Origin of the sequence: Agrobacterium tumefaciens, from assembly GCF_005221385.1 — a bacterium.
In the GTDB taxonomy this organism is placed as follows: domain Bacteria; phylum Pseudomonadota; class Alphaproteobacteria; order Rhizobiales; family Rhizobiaceae; genus Agrobacterium; species Agrobacterium tomkonis.
In genome coordinates, this window is record NZ_CP039904.1 from 963506 (window position 1) to 983514 (window position 20009).

Consider the following 20009-nt stretch of genomic DNA (forward strand, 5'->3'; position numbering starts at 1 on the left):
AAAATCCCGTATGACCTCACATCGAAGTCGTATTGGGGAAACGGCGGAAAATTCCCGTAACCTCTTTGTCATGCACTGGCGTCGCGACGATGCCTGCCTTCACCGTCACAATCGGAAATAATCCATGCCCACCATCGCCCAACGCCTTAACAACGTCACCGTGTCGGCTTCGCTCGCCATGACCCAGAAAGCCCGCGATCTCGCCGCTCAGGGCATCAAGGTCATCAGCCTGTCTTCCGGCGAGCCGGATTTCCCGACCCCTGCCCACGCGGTCGAGGCGGCGCATGCGGCGGCCCTTGCCGGTGACACGAAATATCCGCCAGCCGACGGAACGCCGGCGCTACGGGCCGCAATCCAGCGGAAGTTCAAGCGCGACAATAATCTCGATTACGATCCAAGCCAGATTCTGGTGGCGGGCGGCGGCAAGCAGATCATCTTCAACGCCATCATGGCCACCTGCGATCCGGGCGATGAGGTCGTCATTCCCGCGCCGTCGTGGATCAGCTATGCCGATATCGTGAAGTTCGCGGGCGCCGTGCCGGTGCCGGTGATTTGCCCGGAGAATAACGGTTTCCGCCTGCGGGCCGAAGATCTCGAAGCCGCCATTACCCCGAAGACCAAATGGCTGCTTTTCAACTTCCCCAATAATCCCACGGGCGCCGCCTGCTCGCGCGCGGAAATGAAGGAAATCGCCGAGGTCATGCTGCGGCATCCGCATGTCTGGATCATGACCGACGACATGTATGAGCACCTGATCTATGACGACTTCGAATTCTGCACCATCGCCGAAGTCGAACCCCGGCTTTATGACCGTGTTCTGACCGTCAACGGCGCATCGAAGGCCTATGCCATGACCGGCTGGCGCCTTGGTTTCTGCGGCGGCCCGAAGGATCTCATCAAGGCCATCAGCAACGTCAACACCCAAAACAGCGGCGGCGTCGCGACCATCGTGCAGGCCGCCGCCGTCGCGGTTCTCGACGGCCCGCAGGATCTGCTGAAGGAGCGCGCCGATATCTACAAGACGCGCCGCGATTTCGTACTCGGCAAGCTGGCCGAGATTGACGGCCCTCGCTGCCACAAGCCCGAGGGCGCCTTCTACATCTTCCCGAATATTGCCGCGCTGATCGGCAAGACGACGAAGGGCGGCACGAAGATCGAAAACGATACCGATTTCGTCATGGCGCTGCTCGCCGAACATCACGTTGCCACGGTGCAGGGCGCGGCCTATGGCCTCAGCCCCTTCTTCCGGCTTTCCTATGCCACCAGCATGGAAAACCTTGCCGAAGGCTGCGCCCGCATCGCCGAATTCTGCAATGGAATGAAATAGGGAGAACAGCATGTTGGGAGGAAGTGGCCGTGTCATCATGGTTTCCGGCGCATCGCGGGGCCTTGGCCTTGCGATCGCCAAAAGGCTTCACGAAGCCGGTTTCACCGTCGCGGCGGGAGCGCGAAATCCGGCCGCCGTTGCGGTGAAGGACCGGCTTTCGGCTGATCGCTACGATGCGGAAGAGGCGGGCTCGGCGGAGGCCTGGGTTGACGCGGTTGCGGCCAGGTATGGCCGGATCGATGGTCTGGTGAATTGCGCCGGCATCAACCCGAAGGTCCGGGTGATGGATACGGGTGAAGAAAGCCTCGACCAGATGTGGCGCATCAACGTCAAGGGTCCGCTGAGGGTCACCCGCGCCGCCATTCCTCATCTCGTAAAAACCGGACAGGGTAGGGTCATCAATGTCGCCTCGCTGGCGGGACGCCGCGTTGGGTCGAATGTCGGTTATGCGATGACGAAATTCGCCGTCGTCGCCCTCACCCATGGTATCCGCCAGGAATTATGGGACAGCGGCGTGCGCGCCACCGCCCTCTGCCCCGGCTATATCGCAACCGATATGACATCAGGCGAAACGGAAGTCAGCCGCGAGGACATGACCCAGCCGGAAGATCTTGCCGAAATGGTGGAAACCCTGCTTCGCCTGCCGAACAATCTTTCGGTGGCCGAATTGCTGGTGAACTGCCGCAAGGAAGCCATGCTTTGATCTTTTCCACGCGCGGCACCGAGAAACGGTGCTGCGCTTGGCTTTAAAACCGGCCTGACCCTTTTATTTCAAGGTCTCCGCCAGTTGCAGTAATATTTCCTTCACGGCAAGCGCCGGCTCGGAGAGCGGTGTATTGTCCGATACGCAGAAGGACAGCGTTTCCTCGATCATTGGGCTCGCGATCTGCCTGACGACGATTTCCTCATTGGATTCCGCCACGATGCGGTCGGCGATGGCTTTGGGCGTTATGGTCGCGCCAAGCCCGGCATCCACGCCGCGCGCGATGGTCCTTACCGATTCCAACTCCGCCATCACGATCAGATCCTTGCGGCTGCGGGTGAAGGCAAGATTGATGGCGCGGCGCACGAAATTATAGGTCGGTGGCAGAAGAAAGGGCAGATATGCCAGATCAGCGACTGTGATCGGCGCATCGCCGGGCTCCACGCCGAAGCTGCGATGCACGACCAGCACGAATTCCTCACGCAATAACGGCGTGAACTTGACACCCCGGATCGGCCCGGTGCCGTGAATCAGGCCCATTTCCAGACGGCCGTTCATGATCATCTGACTATAGGGCTGGCTGACGCTTTCCGTGATATGCAGGAGAATGCCGGGATGAAGCCGCTTGGTTTCCTCCATCAGACGCAGCGCCAATGTGGCCGCGCTGCTGAAGGGCGCAAGCCCGACTGATACCTTGCCGGAGAGGACCGCACCTGCCTCCAGCGCCTCCGCCTGTGCCTGCTCCATCTGTCGCAAAATCACCTGGGCATGCCTGTAGACGACCTTGCCGGCATCGGTCATGACCACGCCCTGCTGGCTTCGGGTCAGCAACTTCTGACGGAAATGTTCCTCGATGCTCGCCAGCTGCTGGCTCAGCGCCGGCTGGGCGATATGCAACACATCCGCCGCTCTTGTTATGCTACCCATGTCGACAATCGTGATAAACGATTTCAGGCGCCTGATATCCATCTGCTGCTGCTTATCCCATTACTGCTTGCAGGGATAAGATGCGCAATTTGCCGATAATGTCCATCTTGCATTTCCCCGCCTGGCCCCGTCCGCATTGCGGCGCGGCGGCACTGACCATCCTGTGCGATCTGAGCGGTCTCACCGATAATGTTCGTGATGCGGCCGATGAACCGCCGGGCAATAAACCAGCCGGCCAAGGCCAAAAGCACCGCTGCCGTCATGATCTATGCGGTGCGCATGATGCGCACCGCTCAATCGGAAAGCCCGGAACCTTTATTCCTGCAGGCGAAGAGCATTCCAGAAGCCCCGCAACTGGCCGGTCAATTGTGTGTAGATACCATAACGCCGCCGGTAATGCCGGACTTGGCCTTCATTCGGTTCGTAGGCACTCGCCACGCGCGTCATCGCCGCAACCGCTTCCTCATAACCGGGATGGAGACCGACCGCCACGGCCGCACCGATCGCCGCACCAAGCGCGCCCGTCTCGCGGGCTTCGGCGACACGTAGGGGAATTTCCAGCACATCCGCCATGATCTGCGGCCAATGCTGGCTGCGGGAACCGCCGCCGGACATCACGGCACTTTCGACCGGCAGGCCGGCTTCACGCAGGACGCCGATATGACGACGATGTTCGAAACAGACGCCTTCGAACAGGGCACGCAACATATGGCCTTCGCCATGCCACCCCGCCAGACCGTAGAAGCCGCCCCGGAATTCCGCGCCCAGCCGTGAACCGAAGATGAAGGGGTGAAAGAACGGATCGTCGGCGCGCGGTGTAACCGAGCCGACCAGTTCGTTGCACCGGTCGAAGGCCTGATCGCCATGGTCGCCGCGAATGCGATGCACGTACCATTCGAGATTGGCGGCGGATGTGGCACTGGATTCGATATTGACATAGCGGTCCCGGCCGAATGTCGTCACCATGAAGACGTCGGGACTGATGACCGGTTTGTCGGCGAAAACCTGGTTGATGCTCCAGGTGCCGGCAATGATGGAAGCCTCTCCCGCATTGATGACGCCCGACCCCATGGCGCTGGAGACGACATCGAAATACCCGCCAATGACGGGCGTGCCTTCGGAGAGCCCGGTCGCTCCTGAAGCCTCGCTTGTGACGCGGCCGACGATGTCAGCCGATTCCACGAGGCGCGGGAAAAAGGCAACGGCATCATCAAGCCCATAAAGCGACAGAAGTTCCCGGTCGAGCTTCGCTTCAGGCAAGGCAAGCAATCCCGCACCGCTGAGGTCGGAAATGTCATTGGCAAGGCAGCCGGTCAGACGGAAATTGACGAAATCCTTGCAGAACAGCACCGTGCCGGTCTGTGCATATATGTCAGGCTCATGCCGTTTTACCCAGGCAAGCAGGCTGGGCGTTTGCGCAGGCCATGGCCGTTGCAGGCAGCGGGCCTGCAATAAATCTCCGCTTTTCCGGTCAAGCTCGGCCGCAATATCGGCGGCACGACTATCAAGCGACTGGATGCCGAGCAGTGGCTGTTGCCCCTTGTCCAGCAGGTAAAGACCATTGCCATGACCGGCGCAGCCCACCGCCACAATGCTGCGGGGATCGACCGAGGATTTTGCCAGAAGCTGGCGGATCGCCGCGCAACCATTGCGCCATAATTCCTCAAGATCACGCTCGACATAACCGGGCTGCGGAAATGTCGAATGGCCGTCGATGGCATGTTGTGCGACCTGCCGGCCCGCCGTGTCGAACAGCACGGCCTTGATGACCGTGTTGCCGACATCCAAACCCAATATATGATTTTTCTCAGCCACGATTATAGATGTCCCATGCTTCCTCACCGCTCGCACCCTCATGGATGATGCCCATCAGGGCCGCAACAACGGCCTTCGGATTGTCATGCTGATAGATGTTGCGACCATAAACCAGCCCGTTCGCCCCTTGAGCCATCAAGGCCGCCGATTTTGCCAGCACGTTGCGCAAGTCCTCTCGCCCCCCTCCCCGCACCAGCACCGGGCAGCGCGCCGCTTCGATCACCCGGTGAAAATCCTGCGGATCACTGGTGGGATCGGCCTTGATGATATCGGCACCCATTTCCGAGGCAAGACGCACCAGCGTGACGATCTTTTCGGCGTCGCCATCCACTTGATAACCGCCCCTGATATCATTCGGCAGCATCACCAGCGGCTCGATCATCAGCGGCATGCCGAACCGGTGGCAATCGGCGCGCACACGGCTGATATTTTCGACACATTGGCGAAACAGTTCCGGCTCATCCGGCAGCATGAACAGGTTCACGACAACGCAGGCGGCATCCATTTCCAGCGCGCCGATGATTGGATCGTGATAATTCTGAAGCTGCGACCACATGGTTCTGTGGCGCGTGGAATTGTAGGGGTTACCCATATCGATGCGCATGACGAGGGCCGGCTTGTCCCGCTCCGGCCTTTGCTGCAACAGATCTGCCTGCCCGTAGACCATCTGGATTGCGTCGGGACCTGCCTCCACCAGCTTTTCGACGGTCTGCGGCATATCCTCAAGCCCGATGAGAAAACTCGGCTCGTTGCAAACCCCGTGATCGATGGCCACATCAAGGCATCCGCCATTGCGGAACAACCGGTTCATGCGCGCCTTTTTCGAAATCCGCATCATCATGCATTCTCCTTGCATCTGTGTTGAAGCATTGCCGGACTGACCCCATAAAAGGTCTCCAGCTCATGAATAAGCCGCTGCCGCTCGCCCGCCGCATGGCTCGATGACCAACCCAGTTCGCGTGCCGTGACGCCGAGGACTGCGTCGATCAGATCGGCGTTGATGCGACCGGTTATGGCAAGCGTGGTTCGCCGCAGAATGAGATCGGTCAGGTGCCGGACATGTTCGGAACGGATCAGCCAGATAACCTCCGCAGCTGTGACGGGCAGTTTTTCGCAAAGCGGCGTGTCATCCGGGCGGCCCCGGCAAAAGCCCATCACTTCAAGCGCGCGTGAACCATAGGCCGACGCCAGATGTTCGGCCCGGTCCCCGCCGATCGAAAACTCCTCCGATAGTAAGGCGGGCAGGCGTCCGGCACCGGTCGGAAAATTCCTGCCACCGCCGATTGGGCGACCCATCGTGCCGGTCAGCCGCTTGCGTCCGAGAAAGGCCAGAACCTCGTCGGTCACCTGTTCGCCAAAAGCCCTGAAGGTTGTCCACTTGCCACCGATCATGCAAAGCTGCGGCGGATCGCCGGCGACGCGGTGAATGAAATGGCTGCGGGAGATTCTCCCGGTAAAGGCGGCATCGCTGCGCGGCAGCGGGCGTATGCCGCTGAAACTGAAGACGATGTCGGAATGGTCGATGGCGATATCCGGAAAAACCTGTCGGATCGCATCGAGAATATAGTCGCGCTCCTCCGGCTCGCATCGCACCCTCTCAGGACGATCCACCTTGATATCGGTCGAACCCGCGAGAACACGGCCAAGATAGGGAAAGAGGATACAGACGCGGTTATCGGCATTCTCGAAAAAAATCATATGCCCGTTCAGGGCTTTGAGAAGCGCCTCATTCGCCAGGATCAAATGTGATCCCTTGGTGCCGGAAACGGTAGGCTTTGCTTTTTCCGCAGTCGGAGCCTCCGTCAACGCACCGATCGTCTCGTCGATCCAAGCTCCCGTAGCATTGACGATGATCCGGGGCCGGACAGGCAGGGTTTCCTCTGTTTCCTCCACCCGAAGACGATAGTCATCCCCGGTGCGAACCAGCTCCACATAGTTGAGCGCAAGGCTTTGCGGTGCATCGGTCGAGGTATCGATGAGGAGTTCCAGCGCAAGCCGTTCAGGCTGGCTTATCCATGCATCGTAATAGGTCGCTGAATATCTGATATCAGGTGTCAGGCCCGGCCAATGCTGCAGCGTCTTGCCGGCGCTGCGAAACTCATGGCGGGGGAGAATGCGGTTTTTACGGGTTACAAAGTCATAAAGCGTGAGACCCGCCTTGATGGCTAGCGCCCCCCGGCTTGCGGGTTTGCCGCCGGAGCCGAAAAATGTCGCCGCTGCATTGAACAGCCCGCTGAAAGTCGAGAAGATCGGAATCGTCGTTGGCAGCGGATGAACCATGTGCGGCGCGAGCGTCAGCAGCGCATCACGCTCCCGCAGCGATTCCGCCACGAGGCCGAATTCGCCGTTTTCGAGATAACGAAGGCCGCCATGGATCATGCGTGAGGGCGCGGCGCTGCAGCCGGAGGAAAAATCATTGCGCTCTACCAGCAGTACCCGCAACCCCTGCAATGCGAGATCGCGATAGGCGGCGATGCCGTTGATGCCGCCGCCGATGACGACGGCATCGAAATCACCATCTTGCCGGATGCGGCGCAGAGCGTCCTCGCGAAAACTGGGCATAGAAATACCGTTCGCTGGCTGATGACCAGCGTCCCAATGTTGTTGACCGTTTAAAGCGACAGGAAAGACGGGCGCCGAAAATTATGTGTTATTCGCCGGAAGACCCGTCCCGACTACGTGTTCAGCTATCAAGCCCCACAAGATGTTCGGCGACGCCGGCGCTGATGAGGGCCACTTCACTGTCCGTGAGGCGCAGGCGGGCTGCCGCGGCATTTTCAACCGCCTGAGCCGGGTCACGTGCACCGCACAGCGAAAATGTGATACCTGGCTGAGCAATCGTCCAGGCAATCACCACCTGTGCCACCGAGGCACCGTGCCCAGCCGCCACCGGCTCCAGCACACCCATCAACTGCGCGATCTTCTGACGGTTCGACTGGCTGAAACGGGGATTGCCATGGCGTTGATCATCCTCTGCAAATACCCGCTCAGGTCCGACCTTGCCCGATAACAGACCGAGCGCCAGCGACGAATAGCTGAGCACGGAAACGGCGTTCTTTCGGCAAAGCGGCAGGAGCGTCGTCTCGATATCCCGCTTCACCATGGAATATTCTTCCTGAATGGCATCGAGCGCACCGGTGGCGATATAGGCCTCCAGATCGTCGGGCGAGACATTGCTTGCTCCGATCGAGCGTATCTTCCCCTCCTCCTTAAGCCGCACCAGGGCATCAACCGTCTCGGCAATTGGGGTCGTGGCGTCCTGCCAATGGGTGACGTAGTGGTCGATATAATCGGTTCCGAGCCGCTTCAGGCTCTCTTCAACCTCATGCCGGATCGACGCCGCGCCGAGATAACGGTGAACAGGCTTGCCATCCTGATGGAAGAAATAAGCGCCCTCATTCACATGCCAGACGAGCCCGCATTTGGTGACAAGCACCACCTTGTCGCGCCGACCGGCAATCGCCTTGCCGACGATGGTTTCCGCAAGCCCCATGCCATAGGCCGGTGCGGTATCGATGAGGGAAATGCCGGCATCGATGGACGCTTGAATGGCGGCGATGGATTGCCGCTCATCAGTACCGCCCCACATCCAGCCGCCGATGGCCCAGGTGCCGAGCCCCACAACTGAAGCGTTGATGCTGCTGCCGCCAATCGTCCGGGTCAATATGGAATTGTCCGTCACGAAATTTCCCCTTCTTCCTGATCCAGTAAATAGCCGGCGATAGCCTCGTCCACGACGAGCGAGGTCAGATATCGGCCGGCAAGCGTGGCTGCCACCGGTCCTGCCTTGATGGCGCCTGCCGCCACACCAATGATGTTCGGGCACCGGGCAAGCTGCCCGGGGTCCAGCGCCACCACGCGCGAGTTGAGATCGATGCGCGCCAGCTGCCCGTCCGCCATGGTGAGGTGGGCGAGGAATTCCCCGGCAATGCCCGCATCCACCAGCGCCTGTCCGCCACGGGCCACATCCGGCAGAAGATCGTAATAACCGGAACCCGGCGCCTCCACCGAACCGATGCCGACCAGCGCCACCTGCGCCTGCCGTGCCAGATCAAACACTTCGCGGATTGATGCGACGTTCATCAGGAGATCGCGCTGTTCCTCGTCCTCGGCAAACAACGGCGCATGCAGAAGCGACGCGCTGCCGCCAAGCTTTTCCGCCAGCTGCGTGGCGAGATGATTGACATCCGTATAATGCTTGCCCTGCACACCGCCGGTCAGCGGCACGACCCGCACATCGAAACGGCGCTCCGCCTCCAGATTGTCGACAACCGCGCTTACCGCCTTGCCACCGGTAATCGCGATCACGTCGCCATCCCGGATCGTCTCCAGCAAGTGATTGGCGGCCACCCGCCCGACCATCTGCAGCGCGGTTTCGGGATTGTCGGAAACGGTCGGCGTCACCACCGATTGCCTGAGACCGAAACGGCGGGTGATCTCGTTTTCAAGGTCCACCAACCGCTGATAGGGGCTGGCGATGGTGATCTTCACCATGCCGGCCTTGCGGCCCGCAGCAATCATGCGGTTTACCTTGGTATGGGAAAGATTGAGCCGCTCGGCGATCTCCGACTGTTTTACACCCTCGATGAAATGCAGCACCAGGACGGAATATACCTGTCTCTGTTGATCGAAGTCGTCCTTGATATCCAGCATGATCGTCTTTCTCCAGTTACCTTCGGGCGTTCAATGCGCGCTCGATGGGCGCTCAGCGGCGACGCCTGACCAGATAGTGGTCGAACAGAACCGCCGTCAGCAATATGCTGCCCCTGATGATGTCCTGCCAGTAGACAGACACATTGAGCAAGGCAAGCGAGCTTGAAACGACCGACAAAAGGATCGCCCCGAGGATTGCGCCAAGAATGGTGCCCGAGCCGCCCGAAAGGCTGGCGCCGCCGATGACCGCCGCGGCAATCACGTTGAGTTCCATGCCGATGCCGAAGCTCGGCTGGGCGGACCCGAAGCGAGCCATGTAGATCACACCTGCAACGCCGGCCAGCATCGAACACAATGTGGTGGTGGCGAATACCACCCGGCCGACGCGGATGCCGGAATAGGCCGCCGCCTTGGGATTGCTGCCCGTATAGAACACCTTGCGGAAGGCGGTCGTGCGTCGCAGCAATAGATCGAACGAAACGACCACCACCGCGAAGATGATCAGCACCAGCGGAATGCCGCCGAGCGCACCCTGGCCGATGAACTTAAACTCCGGCGGCAGGGAAAAGAGGCCGAGCGGACGACCGCCCGTTGCCAGCAGGCAGACGCCGCGAGCAATCACCATGACGCCCAGCGACACGATGAAATGATGCAGGCCGATCACCGTCGTCAGGAAGCCCATGGCCATGCCGACCAATGTCGTCAGGCAGATCGCCAGCCCGGCGGCCACCCAGGGATCGACACCGTTGAGGAATAGCCAGCCGGCCGCAACCATGGCAAGTGCCGTGACGGAACCGACCGAGAGATCGATGCCACCAGAGATCAACAGGATCGTCATGCCAACCACGACGATGCTTTCGATGGCGAAAACCATGGCCATGGCCCGCAGATTGTCCACGGTCAAAAAATACGGCGATATGAACGACATCACCGCAAAAAGCGCGAGGATGATGACGATCAGCCCGGTTTCCCGCGCTTTCAGCGCCGGCTCCCACCATGCAGTACGGCGAACCGCCGCCTCGGCAAGGCTTGAAGGTGTTTCCGATGTTGCCATTTTCCCGCTCCCTCAGGCCCCGGCCGGGCTATGCACAATATTGATCGATGCAAGCTGCATGATCTTCTCCTCCGTCATGTCCTCTCCCTCCACCTCACCGGCAATGCGCCCTTCGCGCACGACCAGCACGCGATCACTGACGCCGATGAGTTCCGGCAGCTCTGAGGATATGACCACCACTCCGACGCCTTCGCGCGCCAGTTCCCGTATCTGGCGGTGGATTTCAGCCTTTGCGCCCACATCCACCCCCCGCGTCGGCTCATCCAGAAAGATGACCTCGGGTTCCACCGACAGCATCTTCGCCAGAGCCACCTTCTGCTGGTTGCCGCCGCTCAAGGTCGAGACCGCGTCGCCGACGCTGTTCGCCCGCAATTTCAGCCGCTTGCCCAGCTCATCTGCGCGCTTCATTTCCCTGCGCCGCTCGATGAAGCCCATGCCGTTCGATATCCTGCCGACATCGAGCGCCGAGACATTTTCGGCAATGGACATATTGAGGAACAGCCCGTCGCCCTTGCGATCCTCGGACAGATAGACCAGTCCCTCGCGGATGCTGTCGCGATAATCCTTCAGCTTTAACGGCCGGCCGCGCAGCGCAACTTCGCCTCTGGGCTTCCCTTCCAGCCGGCAGACTGCCCGTGCGATCTCGCTTCGGCCCGCGCCGATCAGACCGGCAAGACCGAGAATTTCACCGCGACGCAGATCGAAATCGACATCGAAAACCCGCTTTCCTTCGTTCAATCCCCGAACAGAAAGAATGACATCGTTCGACTTTTCATCTTCCGAGAGTTTCGGCGGATAAAGCTTGTCGAGAACCCGCCCCACCATGCTGTTGACGACCTCTTCCGGGGAAATCTCCGCGATATTCGCCGTCTTGATGTGGCAGCCATCGCGCATCACCGTGATGCGGTCGCAATGTTCAAAAATCTCCGCCATCCGATGCGAGATATAGATGATCGCAATCCCGCGTTCCGCCAGCCGATGCATGATCCGGAAAAGCGTCTGGGCTTCAGTTTCGGTCAAGGCCGCCGTCGGCTCGTCGAGTATCAGGATACGGCAATTCAGCGTCAGCGCCTTGGCGATTTCGACTATCTGCTGTTGCGAGATCGACAGATCGCCGGCGCGGCTGGCGGGGTCGATATCGCCGATTTCCCGCAGGATGGCTGCGGCCCGCTTGCCGAGATCGCGATAATTCATGAACAAGGAACGGCTTTGGCCGGTCTCTGACATGAACATATTCTCGGCAACCGAAATTTCCGGGCAAAGGGCAATCTCCTGATGGACAAAACCGATGCCGAGCCGGTTCGCCGCATTGGGCGAAGATATCCGCACCGGTTTGCCGTCCAGCAGGATCTCGCCGCCATCCGGCTGCAGAATGCCATCGATAATATGCATGAGCGTCGACTTGCCGGCACCGTTTTCACCCGCCAGCGCGTGGATTTCACCACGCCGCAATTCGAGTGCGGCACTGCGCAACGCCCGCACGGGGCCGAACGCCTTATGAATATTCGTCATGCTGAGGATGACCTCGCCCATAACGTCCTCCCGAAGCTGCTTCCCATTTAACCGGCGAGGCTCAAACCCCGCCGGTTCAAGGGCGACGCGTCAGCGCCCCTTCATATAGTCGTTGAGATCAAAGGAAGCGGCGTTCGCCTTGGTGATCACGGCAAAACCATTGTCCATCGACGGAACCTGCATCGGGTTGAAGCCCGACACCTTATAGTCGTTGAACGGGTCGATCAGATCCGAATGGGCACCCAGAAAGGTGTTCATGAAGCCCATGAAGCCCTGAACGCCCTGATTGGGATTGATGGACATGTAGATATTGCCCTGCTTGATATGCTCGAGCGTCGCAGGCGTGATGTCCGCGTGCAGGATCAGGACCTTCTTCTTTGCCTCCAGAACAGCGGCCGTCGCGCCTTCGGCCGAACCGGCCTCGGGAATCCACAGGGCGCCCAGATTTGGGTTGGCCTGTAACAATGCACCGGTCGCCTGATAGGCGAGGTTCGAATCCTGATTGGTCGCCTGGCGGCCGACCAGTTTCATCTGCGGATAGGTGCGCCCCATATAATCGATGAGGGCGGTGACGCGCAGATCGTGGTTGCTCTGGCCCGGATTTTCCAGAACCGCATATTCGCCTTTTTCGCCGATCTTCTTGACGATTTCGTCAGCCGCAAATTTCGCCTCGGCAACATTGTCCGAGGTAATATAGGCGGTGCGCTTCGACTTCGGAGAATCGGCCGCGAAGGTCGTTACCGACACACCGGAGGCAATGGCCTTGTTGATCGGTTCGATGAAGGGATCGGCCTGCATCGGATGCAGCAAAATGCCTTTCGGCTTTTTCACCAGTTCCTGCTCGAAGGACGCGATCTGCTTGGTGATGTCATATTCGGGCGTGCCGGTGAAAACCGCCTCACAGCCAAGCGCCTTGGCCGCCTGCTTGAACCCTTCAAAGACCGGCACCCAATAGGGGTGACTGGAAACCATGACGTTCATCACATAGGTCTCACCCGGTTCGCAGGCAAATTTGCTCGCGGCGGCGGCCGGTGAAGCTACGCCAGCGGAAATCGCCACGGCAAAAACACCCGCGGCGACGGTCGATTTCAGAAAAGCCAACATATTCCCCTCCCAAGGACAATGAGCTAGTCCGCAATAAATTTTGAACGGTGTAATTTATTGCATGAGCATTGGAATATCCGGAAACCGAGTGGGCGTCAATGCGATTTGAATTTTATTTTGTACTGTGAAATTTATTGCGAACTACATGAATGTCATCGGACGAAGCTGGGGGTAAGGTCCGAACGGGCAATCGGCCGCTTGGGAATTTTAACGCTTTGAGACGTCATGAAAGCCTCTCGCGGATCAGGTGGGGGGAGATTGCCCTGAAGCGGGCCAGAAACAAAAAAAGGGTTTCTGATCACTCAGAAACCCTTTTTATGAATTCGGATGGTGGGCGTGACAGGGATTGAACCTGTGACCCCTACGATGTCAACGTAGTGCTCTCCCGCTGAGCTACACGCCCTCCGTTGGCGGCGGATAGACCACAAAACCTGTTCGTGCGTCAACTGCTTTTTTTCGGTTTTGTGAAGGTTTTTTAAGAGGCCTTACGCCACAAGGAGTTTGTTGACCTCATCCACCAGATCGCGCAAGTGGAATGGCTTGGAAAGCACCTTGGCGTCCTTCGGGGCCTTCGAATCGGCGTTCAGCGCGACCGCGGCAAAGCCGGTGATGAACATGACTTTCAGGTCCGGGTCGAGTTCGGTCGCGCGTCGCGCAAGTTCTATGCCATCCATTTCAGGCATGACGATATCGGTCAGCAGCAGCGAAAAAGGCTCTTCGCGAAGCCGGTCGTAAGCGCTTGCGCCATTGTCGAAGGAAGAAACCTTGTAACCGGCTTTTTCCAGCGCCTTGACGAGGAAGCGGCGCATATCGTTGTCGTCTTCAGCAAGAAGAATTTTTTGATTCATGGTTAAGTGACCGTAACTGCTCAATGTTTGGAATACCCTAGCCCGATTATAGGATTTTCACGGTAAATATCCTGTGAACACGTGAATCGGTATAGCGCTGCTTTGGCGATAGTATGGACTTGCCGCACGGTAACTGGCAACATGAACATCCTGATAGTTTGTGACATGGTAAATGGGTCTGAATGGACTGGGTAACGGGCGAATATGAGTTGTTTGAAGTAACGGAGCCTGCCGTTCAAACCCTGCCATTCGTCTATAATTCACCCCATAGCGGCCGCTGTTATCCCATTTCCTTCCTCGAATCGGCGCGGCTGGATTCGCATGAGATTCGTCGCTCGGAAGATCATTTCGTCGATGAGCTTTTCGCCGCCGCCCCTGAGATCGGCGCGCCGCTTCTGAAAGCGAATTTTCCCCGCGCCTATCTCGACGTCAATCGCGAGCCCTACGAGCTCGATCCACGCATGTTCGAAGGCACCCTGCCGCCTTATGCCAATATCGGCTCCATGCGGGTTGCCGGCGGTCTGGGTACGGTGCCGCGCATCGTCGCCGAAAATATGGATATCTATGCTCACCGCCTGCCGGTCGATGAGGCACTATCGCGGATCGAGACAATCTACAAACCCTATCACGCCTGCCTGCGCCGGCTGCTTTCACGCACCCATGCCAATTTCGGCATGGCGGTGCTGATTGATTGCCATTCCATGCCCGGTAATATCCGCGTCGCCGGCTCAAACCTCCGACCGGATGTGATCATCGGTGATCGCTACGGCACCAGCGCATCCCAGGAAGTCTCCCGCGCCGCCCTGCATTTCCTTGAGGAGCTGGGCTTCATCGCGGTCTGCAACAAGCCGTATGCCGGCGGCTTCATCACCGAACACTACGGGCGGCCCATTCGCTCCCTCCACGCGCTGCAGATCGAGGTCAACCGGTCGCTTTACGTCGATGAAAAGACTCTTTCGAAGAAAGCCGATTTTCCGGCCATTCAGGCATCGCTGGAAATCTTCATGCGCCAGCTCGGCGCTTTCGTTTCAGAATACGCGATCGAAACCTCGCTCGCCGCCGAATAACGCATCAAATCCCTGACATTTCAAATCTTTAGACCAGACCGCCTGGCCGTGTGCCGGGCAAAAAAAACCGCGCTTTTGGCGCGGTCAAGTCTAGGGAGGAAACACCCAAGGAGGGTATTTACAGTCAAAGACTGCAGGGTCACGCTACGCAGTATATGCACAATTGTCAATCATTTTATTTTATGCCTATTTTTTAGACTTTTGCCGAAAATATGGAAACACCGGCTCCCGCACCCATACGAGTGGACGGCGGATGTGATTCCGGTCTATGCATTTCGCCACGCAATTCACGCCAATTCATTCAGGCTCCACCATCCAGGCAATGAGGTTTCGCATGCTGCCCGACCGGGATTTCTTCTTCAAACTTGCCGATGCAGCCAGCGCTGAAACGCTTCCCCGCTTTCGCACGGGCATTGCCGTCACCAACAAGCAGGATGGTGGCTATGATCCGGTGACGGAAGGCGATCAGGCAGCAGAAACTGCCATTCGCGCCCTCATAGAAGCGCGTTTTCCGCAGCACGGCATTCTTGGCGAAGAACATGGCAATGTCGGCCTTGATCGCGACCACATCTGGGTTATCGATCCGATCGACGGCACCCGTGCCTTCATTTCCGGCGTGCCGGTCTGGGGTACGTTGATCGGCTTCCAGTCGACCGGCCGCGCCACGATGGGCATCATGGACCAGCCCTTCACGAAAGAGCGTTATTTCGCTGATGGTGAGAGCGCCTGGTATTTCGGCCCCGATGGCGAACGGAAAATCCGCACGCGTGACTGCGCTTCGCTGTCGGATGCAGTGCTGTTCACGACTACCCCCCATATTTTCACCGCGGAAGAAAAGCCCTTCTATGAAAAAGTGGAGGAGCAGGTCCGCCTATTCCGCTACGGCGTGGATTGTTACGCCTATTGTCTGCTCGCGGCCGGTCACGTCGATCTGGTGATCGAATCCGGTCTGAAGCCCTATGATGTCGGGGCATTGATCCCGGTGGTCGAACAGGCCGGTGGCATCATGACCACCTGGGATGGTGGGCGCCCGGAAAATGGCGGACGCATTCTGGCAGCCGGCTCCAGGGCCGTGCACGAACAGGCGCTCGCCATTCTCTCGAAACTATAGTTTTTTCCGCTTTGGCGGCCACATCACTCCGGCGCGAAAAAAGCGTCGATGGCCGCCAGCGCCTGTTTGCGGAAAACGTCGCGCTCATGCAGCAGTTCATGGCGCGCGCCGGTGACGGGAAGAAGCTGCGCCGCACGGAAATTGCGTGAGAGCTCTTCCTGCGCCTTATAGGGCGTAATCGTATCCAGCATCGGCGCCAGGATGAGGGTCGGAATGGTGATGTTAGTGAGATGGTCCTGGCGGGTCACCCGCGCCATGGCCTTCAAGGCTTCATAGACCCAGCGCGCCGTCGGCGCACCGATGAACAGTTCCGGAAATTGCCGGTGCAGCGACAGATTTCGCGCAAATCGCTTCGCATCCGAGGTCAGCGGATTGCCATCGAAATCCCGCTCACGCTGATCCTTGCCGAGCTGAACTCTTCCCAGGCCGATGAGACTTAAGACCGTCGAAACAAGCCGGATGACGGGCGCGGGAATGGATTGCTGGCTGTCCAGTTCGATGAATGGCGAGCAAAGCGCGAGGCGGTCTATCCGGTTAGACAGGTCGGGTGCCGCCGCAAGCGCTGCAAGCGCGCCGGTGGAATGCGCTATCATGAAGAATGGCAGCCGCGTATCCGGCAACACCACCTGCTCGAGAAACAGGCTGATATCGCGCTGATAGTCGGAAAAGCGCCGAACATGCCCGGCGCCCGGCCTTTTCAACAGCCGTTCAGAACCGCCCTGCCCGCGTGTGTCAAAGGTCGCGACCCAGAAACCCATGGCCGTCAGATCGGCAACCGTTTCGAAATATTTCTCGATACATTCGTTGCGGCCATGCAGCAGAACCACCGTTCCGCGGGCAATATGGCGGCTGGTGCGAAAGATCGCATATCGAAGCTGTTTGCCGCCATGGCCGGCAAAATATCCGACGGTATGGTTGCCGGGAACCGGGTTGTCTTCGCTGGCGCGCAATGTGGCTTCGATCATCGGTCTTTTCCGGCTTTTCAACTCTTTTCGGATAGGTCGGCGGCGACAGAAGGTCAAAGAAAAAATTGCCGGAACCGTCGGTTAAAGCAGTCGCGGTTCCGGCGAGTAAGACAGAAGAAGAAGGGACGTTATTGCTTCTGTCCACGGAGAATGTCTCCGATGACCGAAGTTTTATGGCGCTCAAACTGAATGATGCCGGAACCGGATGTTCAGCCATGGTTCATGTTGTGACCACCCCTTGACGCAGGCTCAAGCCATTCCCATCTCCTTCATGCGGTCGCCAGAACGGGGCCGCGCCCTATGTCCGGTCGTCGCCAGAACGGGACGCCGGATTTAACCGCAAACAGTCGCTTCTTAAGGAGGACACCATGCGTCACGTCGATTTTTCTCCCCTTTATCGCTCCACCGTCGGCTTCGACCGTCTTTTTTCGATGCTTGACGGCCTCGGCCAGCCCGAACAGGCCCAGTCCTATCCGCCCTACAATATCGAACGGACGGGCGAAAACACCTATCGTATCACCATGGCTGTTGCCGGTTTCGATGAGACCGAACTCAGCATTGAATCCCGCGCCAATGCGCTGACGGTGAAGGCTGAGAAGTCCGGGGACGAGAAGTCATCCGAAGGCGAGTTCCTGTATCGCGGCATCGCCACGCGCGCTTTCGAACGCCGCTTCCAGCTTGCCGACCATGTCGAAGTCCAGACCGCTTCCTTAAAGAACGGCCTGCTCCATATCGATCTCGTCCGCAATATTCCGGAAGCCATGAAGCCGCGCCGCATCGCGATCTCGTCCGACAGCGCCGATGCGCCGAAGACGATCGAAGCCCAGATCACGCCGGCTCAGGTCAACTAAACTATCCTGACATGCAACAGGAACGGCCCCTTTACGGGGCCGTTTTTGTTTGCAGAAATTTTCGTGTCAGCGGGTGGGCGCCGCCACGCCTTCTGCGGCAGCCGTTTCTGTAATCGCTGCCTTTTCCTGGGCCTTGCGGGCGTAACGCTGGGCCAGTACGGCGCAGACCATCAGCTGAATCTGATGGAAAAGCATGATTGGCAGAACGATTGCACCAATGCTCTGGCCGGCAAAGATCGCACCCGCCATGGGCACGCCACTGGCAAGGCTCTTCTTGGACCCGCAGAAGGTGATGGTGATTTCATCCGCCTTGTTGAAACCAAGCGCCCGGCTGCCGAACATCGTCACGCAGAGGACAAGCGCCAGAAGCAGAATGTTGATGACGATGACCACCCCGATGTCCCTGAGCGAAAACGTGTGCCATATGCCCTCGATGACCGCATCGGAGAAGGCGAGATAGACAACCATCAGAATGGAGCCGCGATCGACGGGAGACAGCAGTTTCTTGCGCGCCCGGATCCAGTCGCCAATCCACGGCTGCAACACCTGACCGACGATGAAAGGCAACAACAGCTGCAGGAAGATTTGCAGGAACGCGTCCAGCGAAAACCCGTTGCCATGGCCGCCGACCGTAAACAGCAGCCCAACCAGCAATGGCGTCAGGAACATGCCGAAAATATTTGATGCCGAAGCCGAACAGATCGCCGCCGGTACATTTCCGCCCGCCATCGAGGTGAAAGCGATGGAAGACTGCACGGTGGATGGCAGGACACAGAGAAACAACACGCCCATATAAAGCGGTGCCGGCAGAATGCTTTCTGGAATGAAACCGATCGCCACGCCCAGCAACGGGAAAAGGCCGAAAGTGACGAGCAGGATCGCCAAGTGCAGACGCCAGTGCAGGATGCCGGCAATCACCACATCCCGCGACAGCCGCGCACCATGCAGGAAGAACAGAAGCGCAATCGCCAGCTTCGTCGCCAGCCCGAAATATTCCGCCGGCTCACCGCTGATGGGCAGAAAGGAAGCCAAAATCACGGTGGCAACCAGCATCATGGTGAAGCGGTCAGGCAGGAAGCGGGTCATGGGAAAATCTTTCCGGCATCGGTTTTGCTTGAAATGTCAGCCACTATCGCTAATCATGAATTCGAATGCAAAGACTAACAGTTATCGTGATTTGAGATAATGCTGAACCTTCAACATCTTGCCAGCTTCGTCATGCTTCAGCAAACCGGCAGCTTCACGCTGGCCGCCGAGCGACTGGGCGTTGGCCAATCCACCGTCAGCCAGCATATTCAACGGCTGGAGGCCTCACTTGGTCGTCGGCTGATTGCACGCAGCACCCATCAGGTAAAACTGACCGGTGAGGGCGAAGCGCTGCTTGGTTATGCCCGTAATATGCTTGACATCGACAGCAAGGTATCCTCGCTCTTCAGCGAAAGCCGCCTGCGCGGACGGCTCAGACTCGGCGTATCCGAAGATTTCGTCGCCAGTCGGCTGACGGCTATTCTGGAAGAATTCATCCGTCTTTATCCTCTGGTGGATTTGGAACTGACGGTTTCGCTGAGTGGCGTGCTCTACCAGATGCAAGACAATGGCGAACTGGATGTGGTGCTGGCGAAACGCCGTCTTGGCGACAAGCTTGGACACTTCCTCTATCGCGAACCGCTGGTGTGGCTGGCGCGCGACCCGGAGCGGATGCTGAACCAGCCGGACGCCCTGCCGCTGATCGCCTTTCCACCGCCGAGCATTACCAGAAAGGCGGCGCAGGAAGCGTTGGACCGTGCCGGTCTCGCCTGGCGCATCGTCTGCACCTGCGGCAGCCTTAGTGGACTGACTGCTGCTGCAAGAGCGGGCATGGGCATTCTGGTGCAACCGCGCAGCATGGCGCCCGCCGGTCTCAAGGAGATTGCGGCGGATGTGCTGCCGGCGCTCGAAGACGTGGAATTCGTGCTACAGCCGAGCAAGGGCGCGGATGCGAAGCTGGTGCGCGCCCTTTCCGATCTGGTTTCCAGCAAGAGCATCGCACCCGGCAGCTTCGTATAGCTTGCCTGGCGCATTTCCGGATGCAA

At 58.8% G+C, this 20009-nt stretch carries 18 protein-coding genes and 1 tRNA gene; 6 read left to right on the forward strand and 13 right to left on the reverse strand.

Annotated features, from left to right (window positions below; all coding sequences use genetic code 11):
* The first annotated feature begins 124 nt into the window (after positions 1-124).
* A complete protein-coding gene (locus CFBP6623_RS19635; RefSeq protein WP_046799036.1) occupies positions 125-1327 on the forward strand; it encodes a pyridoxal phosphate-dependent aminotransferase in 1203 nt (400 codons plus the stop codon).
* A 10-nt stretch (positions 1328-1337) separates the two neighbouring features.
* Positions 1338-2030 (forward strand): SDR family NAD(P)-dependent oxidoreductase, encoded by a 693-nt coding sequence (locus CFBP6623_RS19640; protein WP_046799037.1) that lies wholly within the window; start codon positions 1338-1340, stop codon positions 2028-2030.
* A 63-nt stretch (positions 2031-2093) separates the two neighbouring features.
* On the opposite strand, the gene CFBP6623_RS19645 is transcribed toward CFBP6623_RS19640, so the two are convergent.
* The 11 genes from CFBP6623_RS19645 to cpdR form a co-directional block, all read right to left on the reverse strand.
* Positions 2094-2999 carry a LysR substrate-binding domain-containing protein gene (locus tag CFBP6623_RS19645; RefSeq protein WP_046799038.1) on the reverse strand — a complete coding sequence of 302 codons (906 nt, stop codon included), beginning with the start codon at positions 2997-2999 and terminating at the stop codon, positions 2094-2096.
* Between the two features lie 273 nt (positions 3000-3272).
* Entirely contained in the window at positions 3273-4772 is a 1500-nt protein-coding gene (locus CFBP6623_RS19650; protein ID WP_046799039.1) for an FGGY-family carbohydrate kinase, read from the reverse strand.
* Complete coding sequence (locus CFBP6623_RS19655; protein WP_046799411.1) at positions 4765-5607, reverse strand: class I fructose-bisphosphate aldolase; 843 nt, start codon at positions 5605-5607, stop codon at positions 4765-4767. The genes CFBP6623_RS19650 and CFBP6623_RS19655 overlap by 8 nt, the downstream gene beginning before the upstream one ends.
* Before the next feature lie 2 nt (positions 5608-5609).
* Positions 5610-7334, reverse strand: a complete 1725-nt coding sequence (locus tag CFBP6623_RS19660; RefSeq protein ID WP_046799040.1) for a glycerol-3-phosphate dehydrogenase/oxidase — start codon at positions 7332-7334, stop codon at positions 5610-5612.
* A 121-nt stretch (positions 7335-7455) separates the two neighbouring features.
* Positions 7456-8454: an aldo/keto reductase gene (locus tag CFBP6623_RS19665; RefSeq protein WP_046799041.1), complete on the reverse strand. Its 999-nt coding sequence runs from the start codon at positions 8452-8454 to the stop codon at positions 7456-7458.
* The gene (locus tag CFBP6623_RS19670) at positions 8451-9425 is read right to left on the reverse strand and encodes a sugar-binding transcriptional regulator (RefSeq protein ID WP_046799042.1); all 975 of its coding nucleotides are present in this window, start codon (positions 9423-9425) and stop codon (positions 8451-8453) included. Before CFBP6623_RS19670 ends, CFBP6623_RS19665 begins: the two co-directional genes overlap by 4 nt.
* Before the next feature lie 52 nt (positions 9426-9477).
* Positions 9478-10479: an ABC transporter permease gene (locus CFBP6623_RS19675; protein WP_046799043.1), complete on the reverse strand. Its 1002-nt coding sequence runs from the start codon at positions 10477-10479 to the stop codon at positions 9478-9480.
* Positions 10480-10491: 12 nt separating this feature from the next.
* A complete protein-coding gene (locus tag CFBP6623_RS19680; protein WP_046799044.1) occupies positions 10492-12012 on the reverse strand; it encodes a sugar ABC transporter ATP-binding protein in 1521 nt (506 codons plus the stop codon).
* Between the two features lie 69 nt (positions 12013-12081).
* Positions 12082-13095, reverse strand: a complete 1014-nt coding sequence (locus tag CFBP6623_RS19685) for a substrate-binding domain-containing protein (RefSeq protein ID WP_046799045.1) — start codon at positions 13093-13095, stop codon at positions 12082-12084.
* A gap of 328 nt (positions 13096-13423) precedes the next feature.
* Positions 13424-13498, reverse strand: a tRNA-Val gene (locus CFBP6623_RS19690).
* An 82-nt stretch (positions 13499-13580) separates the two neighbouring features.
* Positions 13581-13943, reverse strand: a complete 363-nt coding sequence (cpdR, locus tag CFBP6623_RS19695; protein ID WP_003497910.1) for a cell cycle two-component system response regulator CpdR — start codon at positions 13941-13943, stop codon at positions 13581-13583.
* Positions 13944-14125: 182 nt separating this feature from the next.
* Here cpdR and CFBP6623_RS19700 point away from each other — a divergent pair, with 182 nt between their 5' ends.
* Positions 14126-15010, forward strand: a complete 885-nt coding sequence (locus CFBP6623_RS19700) for an N-formylglutamate amidohydrolase (RefSeq protein ID WP_046799046.1) — start codon at positions 14126-14128, stop codon at positions 15008-15010.
* Between the two features lie 334 nt (positions 15011-15344).
* The gene (gene hisN / locus CFBP6623_RS19705; protein WP_046799412.1) at positions 15345-16121 is read left to right on the forward strand and encodes a histidinol-phosphatase; all 777 of its coding nucleotides are present in this window, start codon (positions 15345-15347) and stop codon (positions 16119-16121) included.
* A gap of 23 nt (positions 16122-16144) precedes the next feature.
* Here hisN and CFBP6623_RS19710 read toward each other — a convergent pair whose 3' ends face one another.
* Complete coding sequence (locus tag CFBP6623_RS19710; protein WP_046799047.1) at positions 16145-17086, reverse strand: alpha/beta fold hydrolase; 942 nt, start codon at positions 17084-17086, stop codon at positions 16145-16147.
* Between the two features lie 368 nt (positions 17087-17454).
* On the opposite strand from CFBP6623_RS19710, the gene hspL reads away from it, so the two are divergent.
* Complete coding sequence (gene hspL, locus CFBP6623_RS19715; RefSeq protein WP_046799048.1) at positions 17455-17937, forward strand: heat shock protein HspL; 483 nt, start codon at positions 17455-17457, stop codon at positions 17935-17937.
* A 66-nt stretch (positions 17938-18003) separates the two neighbouring features.
* Here hspL and CFBP6623_RS19720 read toward each other — a convergent pair whose 3' ends face one another.
* Positions 18004-19023 (reverse strand): bile acid:sodium symporter family protein, encoded by a 1020-nt coding sequence (locus tag CFBP6623_RS19720; RefSeq protein ID WP_046799049.1) that lies wholly within the window; start codon positions 19021-19023, stop codon positions 18004-18006.
* A gap of 99 nt (positions 19024-19122) precedes the next feature.
* On the opposite strand from CFBP6623_RS19720, the gene CFBP6623_RS19725 reads away from it, so the two are divergent.
* Positions 19123-19983 (forward strand): LysR family transcriptional regulator, encoded by an 861-nt coding sequence (locus tag CFBP6623_RS19725; protein WP_046799050.1) that lies wholly within the window; start codon positions 19123-19125, stop codon positions 19981-19983.
* Positions 19984-20009: the final 26 nt, after the last annotated feature.